The 16,865-nt window shown below is 63.2% G+C and carries 18 protein-coding genes; all 18 read left to right on the top strand.

Annotated features, from left to right (window positions below):
* The first annotated feature begins 256 nt into the window (after positions 1 to 256).
* Positions 257 to 1,291 carry an N-acetyl-gamma-glutamyl-phosphate reductase gene (argC, locus tag KUW00_RS00590; RefSeq protein ID WP_222567993.1) on the top strand — a complete coding sequence of 345 codons (1,035 nt, stop codon included), beginning with the start codon at positions 257 to 259 and terminating at the stop codon, positions 1,289 to 1,291.
* 169 nt (positions 1,292 to 1,460) lie between these two features.
* On the top strand, positions 1,461 to 1,814 hold the full coding sequence (erpA, locus tag KUW00_RS00585) for an iron-sulfur cluster insertion protein ErpA (RefSeq protein ID WP_222516265.1): 354 nt from the start codon (positions 1,461 to 1,463) through the stop codon (positions 1,812 to 1,814).
* Positions 1,815 to 2,035: 221 nt separating this feature from the next.
* On the top strand, positions 2,036 to 2,791 hold the full coding sequence (locus KUW00_RS00580; protein WP_108131957.1) for a transporter substrate-binding domain-containing protein: 756 nt from the start codon (positions 2,036 to 2,038) through the stop codon (positions 2,789 to 2,791).
* Between the two features lie 164 nt (positions 2,792 to 2,955).
* Positions 2,956 to 3,627 (top strand): amino acid ABC transporter permease, encoded by a 672-nt coding sequence (locus KUW00_RS00575; protein ID WP_045992720.1) that lies wholly within the window; start codon positions 2,956 to 2,958, stop codon positions 3,625 to 3,627.
* A gap of 28 nt (positions 3,628 to 3,655) precedes the next feature.
* Positions 3,656 to 4,426 carry an amino acid ABC transporter ATP-binding protein gene (locus KUW00_RS00570; RefSeq protein WP_045992719.1) on the top strand — a complete coding sequence of 257 codons (771 nt, stop codon included), beginning with the start codon at positions 3,656 to 3,658 and terminating at the stop codon, positions 4,424 to 4,426.
* Between the two features lie 540 nt (positions 4,427 to 4,966).
* Positions 4,967 to 6,862: a tRNA uridine-5-carboxymethylaminomethyl(34) synthesis enzyme MnmG gene (mnmG, locus tag KUW00_RS00565; RefSeq protein WP_222567992.1), complete on the top strand. Its 1,896-nt coding sequence runs from the start codon at positions 4,967 to 4,969 to the stop codon at positions 6,860 to 6,862.
* Positions 6,859 to 7,527: a 16S rRNA (guanine(527)-N(7))-methyltransferase RsmG gene (gene rsmG, locus KUW00_RS00560; protein ID WP_124804534.1), complete on the top strand. Its 669-nt coding sequence runs from the start codon at positions 6,859 to 6,861 to the stop codon at positions 7,525 to 7,527. The genes mnmG and rsmG overlap by 4 nt, the downstream gene beginning before the upstream one ends.
* A 75-nt stretch (positions 7,528 to 7,602) precedes the next feature.
* Positions 7,603 to 8,373, top strand: a complete 771-nt coding sequence (locus tag KUW00_RS00555; RefSeq protein ID WP_222567991.1) for a ParA family protein — start codon at positions 7,603 to 7,605, stop codon at positions 8,371 to 8,373.
* 66 nt (positions 8,374 to 8,439) lie between these two features.
* Positions 8,440 to 9,363 (top strand): ParB/RepB/Spo0J family partition protein, encoded by a 924-nt coding sequence (locus KUW00_RS00550; protein WP_222567990.1) that lies wholly within the window; start codon positions 8,440 to 8,442, stop codon positions 9,361 to 9,363.
* A gap of 278 nt (positions 9,364 to 9,641) precedes the next feature.
* Entirely contained in the window at positions 9,642 to 10,001 is a 360-nt protein-coding gene (locus KUW00_RS00545; protein WP_231498561.1) for an ATP synthase subunit I, read from the top strand.
* 13 nt (positions 10,002 to 10,014) lie between these two features.
* On the top strand, positions 10,015 to 10,878 hold the full coding sequence (gene atpB / locus KUW00_RS00540; RefSeq protein ID WP_045992713.1) for a F0F1 ATP synthase subunit A: 864 nt from the start codon (positions 10,015 to 10,017) through the stop codon (positions 10,876 to 10,878).
* 79 nt (positions 10,879 to 10,957) lie between these two features.
* Positions 10,958 to 11,206 carry a F0F1 ATP synthase subunit C gene (gene atpE / locus KUW00_RS00535; RefSeq protein WP_045992712.1) on the top strand — a complete coding sequence of 83 codons (249 nt, stop codon included), beginning with the start codon at positions 10,958 to 10,960 and terminating at the stop codon, positions 11,204 to 11,206.
* 66 nt (positions 11,207 to 11,272) lie between these two features.
* Positions 11,273 to 11,743, top strand: coding sequence for a F0F1 ATP synthase subunit B (locus tag KUW00_RS00530; RefSeq protein WP_045992711.1), 471 nt, complete (start codon positions 11,273 to 11,275; stop codon positions 11,741 to 11,743).
* A gap of 11 nt (positions 11,744 to 11,754) precedes the next feature.
* Positions 11,755 to 12,294: a F0F1 ATP synthase subunit delta gene (locus KUW00_RS00525; RefSeq protein ID WP_045992710.1), complete on the top strand. Its 540-nt coding sequence runs from the start codon at positions 11,755 to 11,757 to the stop codon at positions 12,292 to 12,294.
* 16 nt (positions 12,295 to 12,310) lie between these two features.
* Positions 12,311 to 13,855 carry a F0F1 ATP synthase subunit alpha gene (atpA, locus tag KUW00_RS00520; protein ID WP_045992709.1) on the top strand — a complete coding sequence of 515 codons (1,545 nt, stop codon included), beginning with the start codon at positions 12,311 to 12,313 and terminating at the stop codon, positions 13,853 to 13,855.
* Positions 13,856 to 13,932: 77 nt separating this feature from the next.
* Positions 13,933 to 14,814, top strand: a complete 882-nt coding sequence (gene atpG / locus KUW00_RS00515) for a F0F1 ATP synthase subunit gamma (RefSeq protein WP_045992708.1) — start codon at positions 13,933 to 13,935, stop codon at positions 14,812 to 14,814.
* Positions 14,815 to 14,855: 41 nt separating this feature from the next.
* A complete protein-coding gene (atpD, locus tag KUW00_RS00510) occupies positions 14,856 to 16,232 on the top strand; it encodes a F0F1 ATP synthase subunit beta (protein ID WP_045992707.1) in 1,377 nt (458 codons plus the stop codon).
* Between the two features lie 24 nt (positions 16,233 to 16,256).
* Positions 16,257 to 16,682 (top strand): F0F1 ATP synthase subunit epsilon, encoded by a 426-nt coding sequence (locus KUW00_RS00505; protein WP_045992706.1) that lies wholly within the window; start codon positions 16,257 to 16,259, stop codon positions 16,680 to 16,682.
* Positions 16,683 to 16,865 lie beyond the last annotated feature (183 nt).

Below are 16,865 nucleotides of genomic sequence, written 5' to 3'. Positions count from 1 at the left end.
TGGGTCGCTTCCTTGAGAGCGAAGGGTCGAGTCCCTGACGCAAGATGAAAGGCAGGCTTACCTTAGGTGACTATCTCTTGTGTATCATAGAACGTGACTTGGCACCCAGGCCGCCGTCATCGTCGTCTCTCGGAACCCCCATCGCCTGGCCCGAGAATCTCCAGGCAGGCCTGTGGCCAGGCCATTCGGCTCGCCTTGCGGGCGGCCACATTTCCATGGCAATGCGCTGAAACAGCAAAGTGCAAAGGAGCGTTACGTGATCAAGGTTGGAATCGTCGGCGGCACCGGTTACACCGGCGTCGAACTGCTCAGGCTGCTGGCGCGCCACCCCGAGGTGGAGGTGGACGCGATCACCTCACGAAGCGAAGCCGGCCTCGGCGTGGCCGAACTCTATCCCAACCTGCGAGGTCACTACGACGAGCTGCGCTTTTCCGAGCCTGACCCGGAGCGCCTGGCGCGCTGCGATGCGGTGTTCTTCGCCACTCCCCACGGCGTCGCCCACGCGCTGGCCGGCGACCTGCTGGAGCGAGGCACCCGGGTGATCGATCTGTCAGCCGACTTCCGGCTGCGCGACGCCGGCGTCTGGGCCGACTGGTACGGCCAGCCTCACGGCGCCCCGGGTCTGCTCGAGGAAGCCGTCTACGGCCTGCCCGAGGTCAGCCGCGATCAGATTCGCCAGGCCCGCCTGATCGCCGTCCCCGGCTGCTATCCCACCGCGGTGCAGCTTGGCTTTCTGCCGCTGCTGGAAGCCGGGCTGATCGACGCCGACCACCTGATCGCCGACTGCAAGTCTGGCGTCACCGGTGCCGGCCGTGGCGCCAAGGTGCCCTCGCTGCTGGCCGAGGCCAGTGAATCGATGAAGGCCTACGGCGCCTCCGGCCATCGCCACCTGCCGGAAATTCGCCAGGGGCTCGGCGACGCCGCCGGGGGTGAGGTCGGGCTGACCTTCGTGCCCCACCTGACGCCGATGATCCGCGGCATCCATGCCACCCTGTACGGGCGCCTGACCGGCGACCCCGGTGATCTCCAGCGCCTGTTCGAAGACCGCTTCGCCAACGAGCCCTTCGTCGACGTGATGCCCGCCGGCAGCCACCCCGAGACCCGTAGCGTCAAGGGCGCCAACCTTTGCCGCATCGCCGTACATCGCCCCGGCAACAGCGACACCGTGGTGGTGCTGGCCGTCATCGACAACCTGGTCAAGGGCGCCTCCGGCCAGGCCATCCACGCCCTCAATCTGATGTTCGACTTCGACGAGACCGCCGGTCTCGACGCCCCGGCGATAATGCCCTGAGGCCCATCCCCCCGCTTGCTGCGGGGGGATGTCGACGTAACAGGCACCTTACCTCCGAGGAAAAGTTGACCCTTTTACTCTGGCTTGGGGATAATGACCGATGCGGTCGACGTCGGCTGATCGGCGACATCGACCGCTTTGACCCTGTTTCTCGACCCCGGGAGCTCTCATGAGCGGTGCCGAATCCTTTGTCCCCACCCCGCTACTGCTGTCCGACAACGCCCAGCGCCGACTCAAGGCACTGATGGCCGAAGACGGCGCCAGCAACATCGCCCTGCGCGTCTATGTCACGGGAGGCGGCTGCTCGGGATTTCAGTACGGCTTCGACGTGGCCGACGGCGTCAACGACGACGACACCGAGATTCCCTTCGGCGATGTCTCGCTGGTGGTCGACCCGCTGTCCTACCAGTACCTGGTCGGCTCCACCATCGACTATGAGGAAGGCCTGGCCGGCGCGCGCTTTCTGGTGCAGAACCCCAACGCCACTACCACCTGTGGTTGCGGCGCCTCCTTTATGGTGTAGCGACCTTGCTGCGCGTCAGCCGACGCGACAGCAACACGCCTCTCCAGACAGCGCTTGATGCAGCCCTTGATGTCACCCTCGACGCAGCCTCCCGGCTGCGTCTTGCGTTGTGTTGTGGCGCCGCCAGCGTTGGCCCAGCGGATTCTCCCCCAACTTGACCCCTTCCCCGCAACTCGCCATGGTAGTTGAGGATTTCACAATAACGTCAACTGGGGAAAAACATGAAAACCGCCCTTACTTCTGCCGCTCTTACCTCCGCCCTGCTCGCCTTCGGTGTCATCGGCAGCGCCCAGGCCGAGACCCTGAACGTGGCCACCGACCCGAGCTTCGTGCCGTTCGAGATGATGGACCAGGAATCCGGCGAAATGGTCGGCTTCGACATGGACATCATTGCCGAGCTGGCCGAGCGTGCCGGTTTCGAATACGAACTGCGCACCATGGACTTCAACGGCATCATTCCCGCCGTCCAGACCGGTAACGTCGACATCGCCATCGCCGGTATCACCATCACCGACGAACGTGCCGAAATCGTCGACTTCTCCGACCCCTACTACGACAGCGGTCTGAAGATCCTGGTCAACGCCGACGAAGAAGGCGTCAGCGAGATCGATGACCTGTCCGGTATGCGTATCGGCACCAAGATCGGCTCCACCAGCTATGACTTCCTCCAGGAAAACCTGGGCGAGGACGCCGAGATCACCCCCTATCCGGGCACCAGCGACATGTACATGGCCCTGCTCGGTGGCAGCGTCGATGCCGCCTTCTACGACGCCCCCAACGTCGGCTACTTCTCTCAGACCCGTGGCGAAGGCAAGGTCAAGGTCGTTGGTCCGCTGTACGAAGGCCAGCAGTACGGCATCGTCTTCGTCAAGGGCAGCGAGTGGGTAGAGCCGGTCAACGAGGCCCTGGCGGCGATGAAGGAAGACGGCACCTACGACGAGATCCACGCCAAGTGGTTTGGTTCCACCAGCGAGTGATCGCAGTCCATAGCGACCTGGGCAACCGACCTGGGATTCATGGGGGCCGGTACAAGACCGGCCCCCTTGGTGTTACCCGGACGTCACCCCGAGGCACTGTCTCGACCCCGGCATCAAGGCCTCTCGCCTTGTCCTGATTTCACGTGCATGACGGAGACCCACTCGTGGACGTCAACTTCCAATTCGACTGGTCGGCGGCGCTGTCCTCCATCCCCCAGCTGCTGACCGGCATCCCCTATACCCTGCTGATTTCCTTCGGCGGTCTAGCCATTGGCTTTGTCATCGGCATCATCTTCGGCCTGTTGCGCATTTCCCCGAGCGCCTGGCTGCGTGTTCCCGCCGTGGCCTACATCGAAATCTTCCGCGGCACCCCGGTACTGGTGCAGGTGCTGTTCATCTTCTATGGCCTGCCGAGCATCCTTGGTGGCCCCATCGATGCGGTCACCGCAGGTATCGCTGCCATCGCCGTCAACTCCGGCGCCTACATCTCGGAGATCGTTCGCGGTGGTGTGCAGTCCATCGAGCGCGGCCAGCGCGAGGCCGGCCTGTCGTTGGGCCTGTCCCGCCGCCAGACCTTCCGCTACATCATCTGGCCCCAGTCCTTCCGCCGCATGATCCCGGCGCTGGGCAACCAGGCCATCATCAGCATCAAGGACACCTCGCTGTTCGCCGTCATCGGCGTGGGCGAGCTGGTGCGCCAGGGCCAGATCTACATCGCCACCACCTTCACCGCCCTGGAGGTCTATCTGATGGTGGCGCTGCTCTATCTTGCCATCACCCTTTCCTTGTCCTTCGCCCTGCGCATGCTCGAGCGCAAGGGCCTGGTGGGCCAGTGAGGTGCAACATCCCATGGAAAATTCCGACATGAACCCAGCCTCTCACGCCCAGGGCGAGCCCATCGTCCGTATCGACAAACTCAACAAGCACTTCGGCTCGCTCCACGTGCTCAAGAACATCGACCTTGAGGTGGCCCAGGGCGAAGTGGTGGTCGTCATCGGCGCCAGTGGCTCCGGCAAGTCGACCCTGATCCGTTGCGTCAATGGCCTGGAAGAATTCCAGCAGGGCGCCCTCAGGGTCGACGGCAACGACCTCAAGCCCGACGGCAAGGCCAGCCAGGCACTGCAGACCATCCGCACCGAGGTCGGCATGGTGTTCCAGCAGTTCAACCTGTTCCCTCACCTCAGCGTGCGTGACAACGTCACCCTGGCCCCGATGAAGGTGCGCGGCGAAAGCCGTGACAAGGCCGAGGCCACCGCGGAACGGCTGCTCGATCGGGTCGGCATCAAGGACCAGGCCGACAAGTACCCGACCCAGCTCTCCGGCGGTCAGCAGCAACGCGTGGCGCTGGCCCGCGCACTGGCCATGGAGCCCCGTCTGATGCTGTTCGACGAGCCCACCTCGGCGCTGGACCCGGAGATGATCGGTGAGGTGCTCGACGCCATGCGTGAGCTCGCCAGAGAAGGCATGACGATGATGATCGTGACCCACGAGATGGGCTTCGCCCGGGAGGTCGCCGACCGCGTGATCTACATCCACAAGGGCGAGATCGTCGAGCAGGGCAAGCCCGAAGAAGTCTTCGACAATCCGCAGAATGAACGTACCCAGAGCTTCCTGGCGCGAGTGCTCAAGCACTAAAAAAACCGCCCGTTCGAGCCTCTGAAACGCCCTGTCGAGTGATCGACAGGGCGTTTTTTTGGCTTTTTGGGGCTGTGGACAAGATTTTTCACATTTGGCTGCGAAGCCCACTGCCACGGGGGCTGTGGGCAAGTCGGCGAGTTGTTCACCGTCGCGGTGACAACCGCCCCCGAGCTCGGTGGATAACTGGTGGAAGCCGAGCCCTGTGGGCAAGTCATGATTGTGTCCACAGGCAGATAACACGCCATCAAACGCTGGTACGTCCCTTGTCCAACAAAGGATCAACATTGTATCTATTTGTTTTTTGCAGGTTTAAATGGTTTTTCCACAGAAAGTGTCCACACCAGTAGTTACAACCACTACAGAACTTCCTTTCTTATTCTTTTATTTTTTTATAGGTAGGTAAGTGAAGCTCCTGCCTGACAGACGGGGTGTGGAAAACCCTGACGTTTACCCACAGGAGGGTTTATACTGGCCGGCTATTTTTCGTACGAACCCAATATCCAGACCGCTGGCGCGCTGCGCCGAACGAGGTGAACCTTGGAGTATCCCGACCGCTTTGACGTCATCGTCATCGGCGGTGGCCATGCTGGAACGGAAGCTGCCCTGGCCTCTGCCCGCATGGGTTGCCAGACCCTGCTGTTGACCCACAACATCGAGACCCTGGGCCAGATGTCCTGCAATCCCGCCATCGGCGGGATCGGCAAGAGTCATCTGGTCAAGGAAATCGACGCCCTCGGCGGCGCCATGGGATTGGCGACGGACCTGGGCGGGATCCAGTTTCGCGTGCTCAACGCCCGCAAGGGCCCCGCGGTACGGGCGACCCGTGCCCAGGCCGATCGTGTGCGCTACAAGGCCGCGATTCGTGGCATGCTGGAAAACCAGCCGAACCTGACGCTGTTCCAGCAGGCCGCCGGCGACCTGATTGTCGACCAGGACACCGTGCGCGGCGTGGTCACCGAGACTGGACTGCGATTCCTGGCCGAAACCGTGGTGCTGTGCACCGGCACCTTCCTCGGCGGGGTGATCCACATCGGGCTGGACAACAGCCGTGGTGGTCGTGCCGGGGATCCGCCCTCCAATGCCCTGGCCGAGCGTCTGCGCGCCTTGCCGTTTCGGGTCGATCGCCTGAAGACCGGCACCCCGCCGCGCATCGATGCCAAGAGCGTCGACTTCTCGCGCCTCGAGGAGCAGCCGGGCGACAGTCCGACACCGGTGATGTCCTACCTGGGATCGCGGGACATGCATCCGCGTCAGGTCAGCTGCCATATCGCCCATACCAACGAGCGCACCCACGAGATCATCTTCGATAATCTCGATCGCTCGCCGATGTTCTCCGGGGTGATCGAAGGGGTCGGGCCGCGCTACTGCCCGTCCATCGAAGACAAGGTCCACCGCTTCGCCGACAAGACCAGCCACCAGGTGTTCGTCGAGCCGGAGGGTCTGGATACCCATGAGCTATACCCAAATGGTATTTCGACCTCCTTGCCCTTCGACGTGCAGCTCAAGGTGGTTCGCTCCATCGAAGGTCTCGAGCGGGCCCATATCACCCGTCCGGGCTACGCCATCGAGTACGACTTCTTCGACCCGCGGGACCTGAAGCACTCGCTGGAAACCAAATTTATCCACAACCTGTTCTTCGCCGGCCAGATCAACGGCACCACCGGCTACGAGGAAGCGGGGGCCCAGGGCCTGCTCGCCGGGCTCAACGCCGCGCGTCGCGCCAAGGCGCTCGACGCCTGGTGTCCGCGCCGCGACGAGGCCTACCTCGGGGTGCTGGTGGATGACCTGATCACCCTGGGCACCAAGGAGCCCTACCGGATGTTCACCTCCCGCGCCGAGTACCGGCTGTTGCTGCGTGAGGACAACGCCGACATGCGCCTGACCGAACACGGTCGCGCACTGGGGCTGGTGGACGATGAGCGCTGGGCGCGGTTCAGCGACAAGCGTGAAGCGGTGGAGCGCGAGAGCGCCCGCCTCAAGGCCACCTGGGTGCAGCCCGGGACCGATGCCGCCGCCGACATCGAGCGAATCACCGGCAAGCCGCTGGCCCGCGAGTACAGCCTGATGGACCTGCTCAAGCGCCCGGAACTCGGCTATGCCGACGTGGCTGCGGCCAAGGGTGAGCCGGTGAGCGACGAGACGGTCGCCGAACAGGTCCAGATCCAGGCCAAGTACCAGGGCTACATCGATCGTCAGCAGGACGAGATCGACAAGCTCAAGCGTCACGAGTCCATGGCCCTGCCGACCGATCTCGACTACAGCCGAGTCGAGGGGCTGTCCCACGAGATTCGCCAGAAGCTCGCCGAGACGCGCCCCGAGACCCTGGCCCAGGCCGGACGGATCAGCGGGGTGACCCCGGCGGCAGTATCGATCCTGCTGATTCACCTCAAGAAACGCCGGTTGCTCGATGATCGCGAGGTGGCCAGCGGATGAGTCAGGCGATGTCCCCGGCCCTGCAGCAGCGACTGCACGAGCGCTTGAGCGAGGGCCTTGCCGCCCTCGAGATCACGGCCACCGCCGCCCAGCTTGACCAGCTTCTGGCCCTGGTGGGTCTGTTGCACAAGTGGAACCGGGCCTATAACCTCACGGCGGTACGCGATCCGCTGGACATGGTCTCTCGCCACGTGCTCGACAGCGCCGCGGTGCTGCCCTGGGTCAAGGGCCCACGGGTGCTCGACGTGGGTGCGGGGCCTGGCCTGCCCGGCCTGGTGCTGGCGATCCTCAACCCCGAGCTCGACGTCAGTCTGCTCGACAGCAACGGCAAGAAGGTACGCTTTCAGCGTCAGGCGGTGATGGAACTTGGGCTCGCCCGGGTGACCCCGATCCAGGCGCGAGTGGAAGCCTATACCCCGGCCGACGGCGGGTTCGATCAACTGATCTCGCGGGCCTTTGCCAGCCTCGAGGACTTCGTCGAGCTGACCCGGCCGCTGCTGGCGCCCCACGGCCAGTGGCTGGCGATGAAGGGGCCGGCGGTGGACGGCGAGCTCGAACGCCTGGAGGACGACGTGCGCTGTGTCTCGCGCCATGCGTTGAGGGTGCCGTACGAGTCAGCGGGTCGAGAACTGGTTATGCTGGAACCCGAGGCCGGGGGCCGCTAGGCTCGGGCTTGGGGTTCGGTTTTCACGATTTTGCCGCCACCAGCCACCCGAGAATTTCCACGCAAGGATGACGTCGTGACCAAAATCATCGCCTTGACCAACCAGAAGGGTGGGGTCGGCAAGACCACCTCTGCCGTCAACCTGGCCGCCAGTCTGGCGTCGCTGGATCGCCGCGTACTGCTGGTCGATCTCGATCCCCAGGGCCACGCCACCATGGGCAGTGGTGTCGACAAGCACAGCCTCGAGGTCAGCGTGCTCGACGTCATCCTGGGCGACAAGCGCCCGGTGGAGGTCATCCTCGACTGCCCCGAGGCGGGCTACGCCTTGTTGCCCGGCAATGGCGACCTGACCGCCGCCGAGGTCGAGCTGCTCGATCGTGGTGAAGGCCGCGAGCGGGCGCTGGCCAAGGCGCTGGACGAAGTCGCCGGCGAGTACGACGTGGTGATGATCGACTGCCCACCGTCGCTGAACATGCTCACCGTCAATGCGCTGACCGCCGCCGATGGGGTACTGATACCGCTGCAGTGCGAGTTCTATGCCCTGGAAGGCCTGTCGGCGCTGCTCGACACCGTCGAGCAGATCAAGGACAGCGTGAATCCGGGCCTCGAGATCTTCGGGATCCTGCGTACCATGTTCGACGCCCGCAACAGCCTGACCCGGGACGTCAGCAAGCAGCTGCGGGACTACTTCGGCGATGCCCTGCTCAAGACCACCATTCCACGCAACGTGCGGGTTGCCGAGGCGCCGAGTCACGGCCTGCCGGTCACCAAGTACGCACGCTTCTCGCGGGGCAGCCAGGCCCACCGGGTGCTGGCCAAGGAACTGATTCGTCGGCTGTCGCTGTAGCCCCGGCCACGGTGGCAAGGGCCAGCAGTGTCGAATTTTTGAGCGTGCTGTGATGAGGATGAATCGATGACGCGCAAACGCGCCCTGGGACGAGGACTGGATGCGCTGATCGGGGCCGGTGCCCGCCGCCGCGAGAGCCTCGATCTGCCCGAGGTGGATGCCGAGCTGACGACCGACGGCGACGAAGACGCCCCGGTGGTGCCGCCTCCCGCGCCGGAGGAACGTCTGGAGCGCCTGCCGCTGGGCCAGCTCAGCCGTGGACGCTACCAGCCAAGGCGCGATATCCAGCCCGAGGCGCTGGAGGAGCTGGCCGACTCGATCCGCGCCCAGGGCGTGATGCAGCCCATCGTGGTGCGTCCGATCGGTCCCGACCGCTATGAGATCATCGCCGGTGAACGCCGCTGGCGGGCCTCCCAGCTGGCCGAGCTGGACGTCATCCCGGCGGTGATCCGCGAGGTGACCGACGAGGTGGCCCTGGCGCTGGCGCTGATCGAGAACATCCAGCGCGAGAACCTCAACCCGGTGGAGGAGGCGCTGGCGCTCAAGCGTCTGCTCGATGAATTCGAACTGACCCAGCAGCAGGTCGCCGATGCCGTGGGCCGTTCGCGTACCCAAGTGACCAACCTGCTGCGCCTGCTGGCGCTGGACCCCGAGGTGCAGACGCTGCTCGAACGCGGTGACCTGGACATGGGCCATGCCCGCGCCCTGTTGACCCTGCCGGCGGCCAAGCAGCGCAAGGCGGCCCATGAGGTGGTCAACAAGGACCTGACCGTGCGCGCCACCGAGGCGCTGGTCAAGCAACTGGCCAATGGCAAGCCAAAGGCCGCCAAGACTGCGCCGAATCAGGACGTGGCCCGGCTGGAGACCCGTCTGGCAGATCTGCTCGGCGCCCCGGTCAAGATCAGCCACGGCAAGGCCGGCAAGGGCAAGGTCACCATCCAGTACTCGAGCCTCGATGAGCTCGACGGCATCCTGGGCCACATCCGCTGAGTGGCGACGACCAGAGACAGCGACCGGATTGCGCGTATCAGCGCAGTAAACCACTTAGGTCGCTAATCACTTTAGCGGCCTTTTCTCCGCATTTGGTCGTAAGCCAGCGCGAAGTGACGACAAATCGTCACGTCTTTGGTTGAAGCCGTTAGGGGGCTTCCCTATAATCGCGCCGGAGTCTGCCGGTGGTCTGTCGCCGGCGATCACGATGGATGACGAGTTCGCGCCAAGAGGCGCGTCGGGAGAGACACTTGGCGGCCAGGATCCAACGACCCCAGGTGCAGCGCCTGCTGATGGCACAGCTCGCTGTGCTGGCGCTGACCAGCGTTGCGGCGGCTGGCATCGACGGTATCTCCGGCGCTTCCTCGGCGGCCCTGGGCGGGCTGGTGGCCTTTTTGCCCAATGTGTTCTTTGCCTGGTGTGTGTTCCGGGCGCAGGGCGCGCGCTACTCCAAGGCCATCGTCAACAATTTCTATCGTGCGGAAGCCGGCAAGTTCGGTTTGACGGCGGCGCTGTTCACCTTGGTGTTCATCGCAGTGCCTCCCTCAAACCCGACTTTTTTCTTTGGCGCTTATGTGGTGACGCTGTTCGTTCATTGGCTGGGGCCCTGGCTGGTGAAACGACCGTCGCACACCTGACAACGAGGCAGACATGGCAGGCACGAATCCGACTCCGACGGAATATATCCAGCACCACCTGCAGAACCTGACCTTCGGGCTGCACCCGGACAATGGCTGGTCGATCGCCCATTCCGCCCAGGAAGCTTCCGATATGGGCTTCTGGGCCGTTCACCTCGATACCCTCGGCTGGTCCGTCGGTCTCGGTCTGATCTTCCTGTGGCTGTTCAAGAAGGCGGCCAACACCGCTACCACCGGCGTGCCTGGTGCGCTGCAGAACTTTGTCGAGCTGATGGTCGAGTTCGTCGACAACTCGGTCAAGGACACCTTCCACGGCAAGAGCAAGCTGATCGCGCCGCTGGCGCTGACCATCTTCTGCTGGGTCTTCCTGATGAACCTGATGGACCTGGTGCCGGTGGACTTCCTGCCGCTGCTGGCGGCCAAGATCGGCGCCCTGTTCGGCGCGGACCCGGCCCACGTCTACTTCAAGGTGGTGCCGACCACCGACGTCAATGCCACCCTCGGCATGGCGCTGTCCGTGTTCGGCCTGATCATCTTCTACACCATTCGTGCCAAGGGCTTCTCCGGCTTCATCGGTGAGCTTACCCTGCACCCGTTCAACTCACCCAACAAGCTGGTCCAGGCGCTGTTCATCCCGGTCAACTTCCTGCTCGAGACCGTGACCCTGATCGCCAAGCCGATCTCCCTGGCCCTGCGACTGTTCGGCAACCTCTACGCCGGTGAGCTGATCTTCATCCTGATCGCGATGATCGGCCTGTGGCAGCTGCCGCTGCACTTCACCTGGGCGGTGTTCCATATCCTGGTCATCACCCTGCAGGCCTTCATCTTCATGATGCTGACCATCGTCTACATGAGCATGGCGGTGGAGAAGCACTGACGGTTTCGCTTCAACCCTAAACCCTTAACCCTAACCCACTGATAAACCTTAGTTTCAACTAAAAACTGGAGAGACCACCATGGAAGCACAAGTTCTGGGTATGACCGCCATCGCCGTGTCCCTGCTGATCGGCCTGGGTGCACTCGGCACCGCCATCGGCTTCGGTATCCTCGGCGGCAAGTTCCTGGAAGGCGCTGCACGTCAGCCGGAAATGGTTCCGATGCTGCAGGTCAAGATGTTCATCGTCGCCGGCCTGCTGGACGCCGTGACCATGATCGGTGTTGGTATCGCGCTGTTCTTCACCTTCGCTAACCCGTTTGTCGGTTAATGTCCGACCGCTCGTCCCGAGCCGTCGATCCGTTAACCCCAAACCCGTAACGCGAGAGGTGCTGGCGTGAACCTGAACCTTACCCTAGTCGGCCAGGCTATCGCCTTTGCGTTCTTCGTCTGGTTCTGCATGAAGTTTATATGGCCGCCGGTCATGCAAGCTCTGCAGGAACGCCAGAAGAAGATCGCCGATGGTCTGGATGCTGCCAGCCGTGCGGCGCGTGATCTCGAGGTGGCCGAGAAAGAGGCCGACGAGACCCTGCGCAAGAGCAAGCAAGAGGCGGCCGAGATCCTGGAACAGGCCCAGAAACAGGCCAACCAGAAGCTCGAGCAGGCACGCGAAGACGCCCGCCTTGAAGGCGAGCGCATGATTGCCAAGGCCAAGTCCGAGATCGAGCAGGAAGTGGCACGCGCGAAGGAAGACTTGCGCGCACAGGTGTCCCGTCTGGCGGTCCTGGGCGCTGAGCGAATCCTGGAGTCCTCCATCGACGAGAAGCAGCACGCTGCCATCGTCGACAAACTCGCCAAAGAGCTCTGAGGAGGTGCCCCATGGCGGAAACGTCAACTATCGCTCGCCCGTACGCCAAGGCTGCATTTGAGCACGCCGTGGCCAAGGACGCGCTCGACGAATGGTCCGGCATGCTGGCCAGGGTCGCGCAGGTCGTCGGCGACGACGACATGCGCGCCCGGGTGCTCGGCAATCCCAAGCTGTCCAGCGCACAGAAGGCTGATGTTGTCGTCGACGTCTGTGGTGACGCCGTCAATGACGACCTCAAGAACTTCGTTCGCCTGGTCGGCCAGAAGGGTCGCCTGGCGGCGCTCGGCGCCATCGCCGAGCAGTTCGAGGTGCTCAAGGCCCAGCAGGAAAAGCGGGTAGAGGTGGAAATCGTTTCTGCCTTCCCGCTGGCCGAAGCCCAGGAACAATCGCTCGCGAGTGCACTGGCCAAGCGTCTGAACCGCGAAATCTCCATTACCACTCAGGTGGACAAGACGCTCCTGGGCGGCGTGATCCTGCGTGCCGGCGACACCGTCATCGACGGTTCGGTACGTGGTCGATTGAACCGCCTCCAGGAAGCCCTTTCCGCCTGAGTCTGAGGGACATGGCATGCAGCAACTGAATCCTTCCGAGATCAGCGACATCATCAAGCAGCGTATCGAGAAGCTTGACGTCGCATCCGAAGCCCGTAATCAGGGCACGATCGTCAGCGTATCTGACGGTATCGTGCAGATTCACGGCCTCGCCGACGCAATGTTCGGTGAGATGATCGAATTCCCCGGCGGCATCTTCGGGATGACCCTGAACCTCGAGCGCGACAACGTCGGTGCCGTGGTACTGGGTGATTACCTGCAGCTGGAAGAGGGCATGACTGCCCAGTGTACCGGTCGCATCCTCGAGGTGCCGGTGGGTCCCGAACTGCGCGGCCGTGTGGTCGACGCCCTCGGTAACCCCATCGACGGCAAGGGCGACCTGGGCACCAAGGAAACCGACGCGGTCGAGAAGGTCGCACCTGGCGTCATCACTCGTCAGTCCGTCGACGAGCCGATCCAGACCGGTTTCAAGTCCATCGATGCCATGGTGCCGATCGGCCGCGGTCAGCGTGAGCTGATCATCGGCGACCGTCAGATCGGTAAGTCGGCGATCGCCATCGACGCGATCATCAACCAGAAAGGCACCGGCGTCACCTGTGTCTACGTGGCCATCGGTCAGAAGCAGTCGACCATCGCCAACGTGGTGCGCAAGCTCGAAGAGCACGGCGCCATGGAGCACACCATCGTGGTCGCCGCCGGCGCCGCCGATCCGGCCCCGATGCAGTTCCTCGCCGCCTACTCCGGCTGCACCATGGGCGAGTACTTCCGCGACCGCGGTGAAGACGCGCTGATCGTCTATGACGATCTGTCCAAGCAGGCCGTGGCCTACCGCCAGGTGTCCCTGCTGCTGCGTCGTCCGCCGGGCCGTGAAGCCTTCCCTGGCGACGTCTTCTACCTCCACTCCCGTCTGCTCGAGCGTGCCGCGCGTGTCAACGCCGACTACGTCGAGAAGTTCACCAACGGTGAAGTGAAGGGCAAGACCGGCTCGCTGACCGCACTGCCGATCATCGAGACCCAGGCCGGCGACGTGTCTGCCTTCGTTCCGACCAACGTGATCTCGATCACCGACGGTCAGATCTTCCTCGAGACCGACCTGTTCAACTCAGGCATCCGCCCGGCCATCAACGCCGGTCTGTCGGTGTCTCGTGTGGGTGGCTCGGCACAGACCAAGATCATCAAGAAGCTCGGCGGCAGTGTGCGTCTGGCTCTGGCCCAGTACCGCGAGCTCGCGGCCTTCTCCCAGTTCGCCTCCGACCTGGACGAAGCCACCCGCAAGCAGCTCGAACACGGTCAGCGCGTCACCGAGCTGATGAAGCAGAAGCAGTACTCGCCGATGTCGGTTGCCGAGATGGCGATCTCCCTGTTTGCCGCCAACGAAGGCTTCCTGGACGACGTCGACGTCAACAAGGTGCTGGACTTCGAACATGCACTCCACGAGTACATGAAGTCCGAGCACGGCGAGTTGCTCGACAAGATCAACGAGTCTGGCGACTACAACGACGAGATCAAGGACGGCCTGAAGCAGGGTCTCGAGAAGTTCAAGTCCTCTCAGAGCTGGTAAACGTCCACTGGCCCGCCGCAAGGCGGGCCAGGTGGTCGAACAGGATTCTGAGGGTCACCGAACAAGGGTAGATCGCCATGGCAGTCGGAAAAGAGATTCGCACGCAGATTGCGAGCATCAAGAACACGCAGAAGATCACCAATGCGATGCAGATGGTGGCGGCGTCGAAGATGCGCAAGACCCAGGAACGGATGTCGGCGAGCAAGCCTTACGCCGAACAGATCCGTCACGTGGTGGGTCATCTCGCCCAGGCCAACCCGGAATACAAGCATCCGTGGATGGAAGAGCGTGAGGCCAAGCGCGTCGGTTACATCGTCGTCTCCAGCGATCGTGGTCTCTGTGGCGGCTTGAACGTCAACCTGTTCAAGGCGACGGTCAAGGACGCTCAGGCGTGGCACGAGAAGGGCGCCGAGCTCGACTTCTGTGCCCTCGGCAGCAAGGCCAGCAGCTTCTTCCGCAAGTATGGGGGAAGCCTGGTCGCCGCCAAGAGTGGCCTGGGGGAAACGCCGAGTCTTGATGATCTGATCGGCAGCGTGAAGGTGATGCTGGATGCCTACGATGAAGGCAAGCTGGATCGTCTTTACGTGGTGCACAACGAATTCGTCAATACCATGACCCAGAAGCCGGTCGTCCGTCAGCTGCTACCGCTGACCGAGGACACCGCAAAGGTCGAGGAAGACGACGAGAACAAGCGTCCCAGCAGCTGGGACTACCTGTATGAGCCGGATGCCAAGGCGCTGCTCGACAGCCTGCTCGTGCGCTACGTTGAAGCGCAGGTGTATCAGGCGGTGGTCGAGAACACAGCGTGCGAGCAGGCGGCACGCATGGTTGCCATGAAGAGCGCGACCGACAACGCGGGCAATCTGATTGACGATCTGGAGCTGGTGTACAACAAGGCCCGTCAGGCGGCCATTACCCAGGAAATCTCCGAGATCGTTGGCGGTGCCGCCGCTGTTTAAGGCATGCAGGTTTCATTTGCAGGTATTAGAGAGGAACCAAGATGAGCGGACGTATCGTACAAATCATCGGCGCGGTGATTGACGTAGAGTTTCCGCGGGACGATGTTCCCAAGGTCTACGACGCGCTGAAGGTCACCGAAAAGGAGACCATCCTCGAAGTCCAGCAGCAGCTGGGCGACGGCGTGGTGCGCTGCATCGCCATGGGCTCGACCGAAGGGCTCAAGCGCGGCATGAACACCGATAACACCGGCGCGGCCATCTCCGTCCCGGTCGGCCAGGAAACCCTGGGCCGCATCATGAACGTGCTCGGCGAGCCGATCGATGAGGCCGGTGAGATCGGCGAGCAGGAGCGCATGCCGATCCACCGCGAGGCTCCGGGCTACGCCGACCAGGCCGCCACCAACGAGCTGCTCGAGACCGGCATCAAGGTCATCGACCTGGTGTGCCCGTTCGCCAAGGGCGGCAAGGTCGGTCTGTTCGGCGGTGCCGGTGTCGGCAAGACCGTCAACATGATGGAGCTGATCCGTAACATCGCCACCGAGCACAGCGGTTACTCCGTGTTCGCCGGTGTCGGTGAGCGTACTCGTGAAGGTAACGACTTCTACCACGAGATGCAGGAGTCCAACGTTCTCGACAAGGTGGCACTGGTCTACGGCCAGATGAACGAGCCGCCCGGGAACCGCCTGCGTGTGGCCCTGACCGGTCTGACCATCGCCGAGAAGTTCCGTGACGAAGGTCGTGACGTACTGTTGTTCGTCGACAACATCTACCGTTACACCCTGGCCGGTACCGAGGTGTCCGCACTGCTGGGCCGTATGCCGTCCGCGGTGGGTTACCAGCCGACCCTGGCCGAGGAGATGGGCGTTCTGCAGGAGCGTATCACCTCCACCAAGACCGGCTCGATCACCTCCGTACAGGCCGTCTACGTGCCCGCGGATGACTTGACCGACCCGTCTCCGGCGACCACCTTCTCGCACCTGGACGCCACCGTGGTACTGGCGCGTTCCATCGCCGAGCTGGGTATCTATCCGGCCATCGACCCGCTGGACTCCACCTCTCGCCAGCTTGATCCGCTGGTGGTGGGCGACGAGCACTACAACGTCGCGCGCGGTGTTCAGGGCGTGCTCCAGCGCTACAAGGAGCTCAAGGACATCATCGCCATCCTGGGTATGGACGAGCTGTCCGACGAAGACAAGCAGATCGTGGCACGTGCGCGTAAGATCCAGCGCTTCCTGTCACAGCCGTTCTTCGTTGCCGAGGTGTTCACCGGCTCTCCCGGCAAGTACGTGTCGCTGAAGGAGACCATCCGTGGTTTCCAGGGCATCCTGGACGGCGAGTACGACGAGCTGCCCGAGCAGGCCTTCTACATGGTCGGCACCATCGACGAGGCCGTCGAGAAAGCCAACCAGATGAAGTAATCCCTCTAACCGGGAGACGTCATCATGACGAAAACCATCCAATGCGAGATCGTCAGTGCCGAAGCCTCGGTCTACTCCGGTAGTGCCGAGCAGGTGGTGGCGGCTGGCATCCTGGGGGATCTTGGCATCCTGGCCGGCCACACGCCGCTGCTGACCGAGCTGGCTCCGGGCCCTGTGCGGGTGCTCAACGAAGGCAGCGAGGAGCACTTCTACGTCTCCGGCGGCTTTATCGAAGTGCAGCCCGAGAAGGTGATCGTGCTGGCCGACACGGCGGTTCGCGCATCCGATCTGGATGAAGCGGCCGCCGAAGAGGCCCGCAAGCAGGCCATCAAGGCCATGGAGGACAAGTCGGCGGAGCTGGATTACACCCGCGCCGCGGCGGAACTCTCCGAGGCCCTGGCCCAGCTGCGTACCATCCAGCAGCTGCGCAGGAAGGCCGGCAAGGGCTAAGTTCCCTGGCGCCGATGCCCCACGCCCCCCGAATGGCTGACATTCGGGGGGCGTTTTCGTTGGTGATGACGGCAGCGAACCGCGACTGACGCTTCTGCGTTGCTTGCCTTGTGTCTAATGTTCATCCAGACATGGCATCATGTCGCCTTTTCGAGCAGCCCCGATAGGTCGTCTCTTGGGGAC

Source organism: Halomonas sp. DP5N14-9, from assembly GCF_019802175.1.
In the GTDB taxonomy this organism is placed as follows: domain Bacteria; phylum Pseudomonadota; class Gammaproteobacteria; order Pseudomonadales; family Halomonadaceae; genus Halomonas; species Halomonas litopenaei.
This window is presented reverse-complemented; position numbering and strand designations above follow the sequence as displayed.

Excerpts from the sequence above, each read along its gene's own strand:
- atpA (WP_045992709.1), top strand. The coding sequence starts at position 12,311 with ATGCAGCAACTGAATCCTTCCGAGATCAGCGACATCATCAAGCAGCGT.
- atpD (WP_045992707.1), top strand. The coding sequence starts at position 14,856 with ATGAGCGGACGTATCGTACAAATCATCGGCGCGGTGATTGACGTAGAG.
- KUW00_RS00525 (WP_045992710.1), top strand. The coding sequence starts at position 11,755 with ATGGCGGAAACGTCAACTATCGCTCGCCCGTACGCCAAGGCTGCATTT.
- KUW00_RS00570 (WP_045992719.1), top strand. The coding sequence starts at position 3,656 with ATGAACCCAGCCTCTCACGCCCAGGGCGAGCCCATCGTCCGTATCGAC.
- erpA (WP_222516265.1), top strand. The coding sequence starts at position 1,461 with ATGAGCGGTGCCGAATCCTTTGTCCCCACCCCGCTACTGCTGTCCGAC.
- KUW00_RS00580 (WP_108131957.1), top strand. The coding sequence starts at position 2,036 with ATGAAAACCGCCCTTACTTCTGCCGCTCTTACCTCCGCCCTGCTCGCC.
- KUW00_RS00505 (WP_045992706.1), top strand. The coding sequence starts at position 16,257 with ATGACGAAAACCATCCAATGCGAGATCGTCAGTGCCGAAGCCTCGGTC.
- atpE (WP_045992712.1), top strand. The coding sequence starts at position 10,958 with ATGGAAGCACAAGTTCTGGGTATGACCGCCATCGCCGTGTCCCTGCTG.
- atpB (WP_045992713.1), top strand. The coding sequence starts at position 10,015 with ATGGCAGGCACGAATCCGACTCCGACGGAATATATCCAGCACCACCTG.
- KUW00_RS00550 (WP_222567990.1), top strand. The coding sequence starts at position 8,440 with ATGACGCGCAAACGCGCCCTGGGACGAGGACTGGATGCGCTGATCGGG.
- rsmG (WP_124804534.1), top strand. The coding sequence starts at position 6,859 with ATGAGTCAGGCGATGTCCCCGGCCCTGCAGCAGCGACTGCACGAGCGC.
- atpG (WP_045992708.1), top strand. The coding sequence starts at position 13,933 with ATGGCAGTCGGAAAAGAGATTCGCACGCAGATTGCGAGCATCAAGAAC.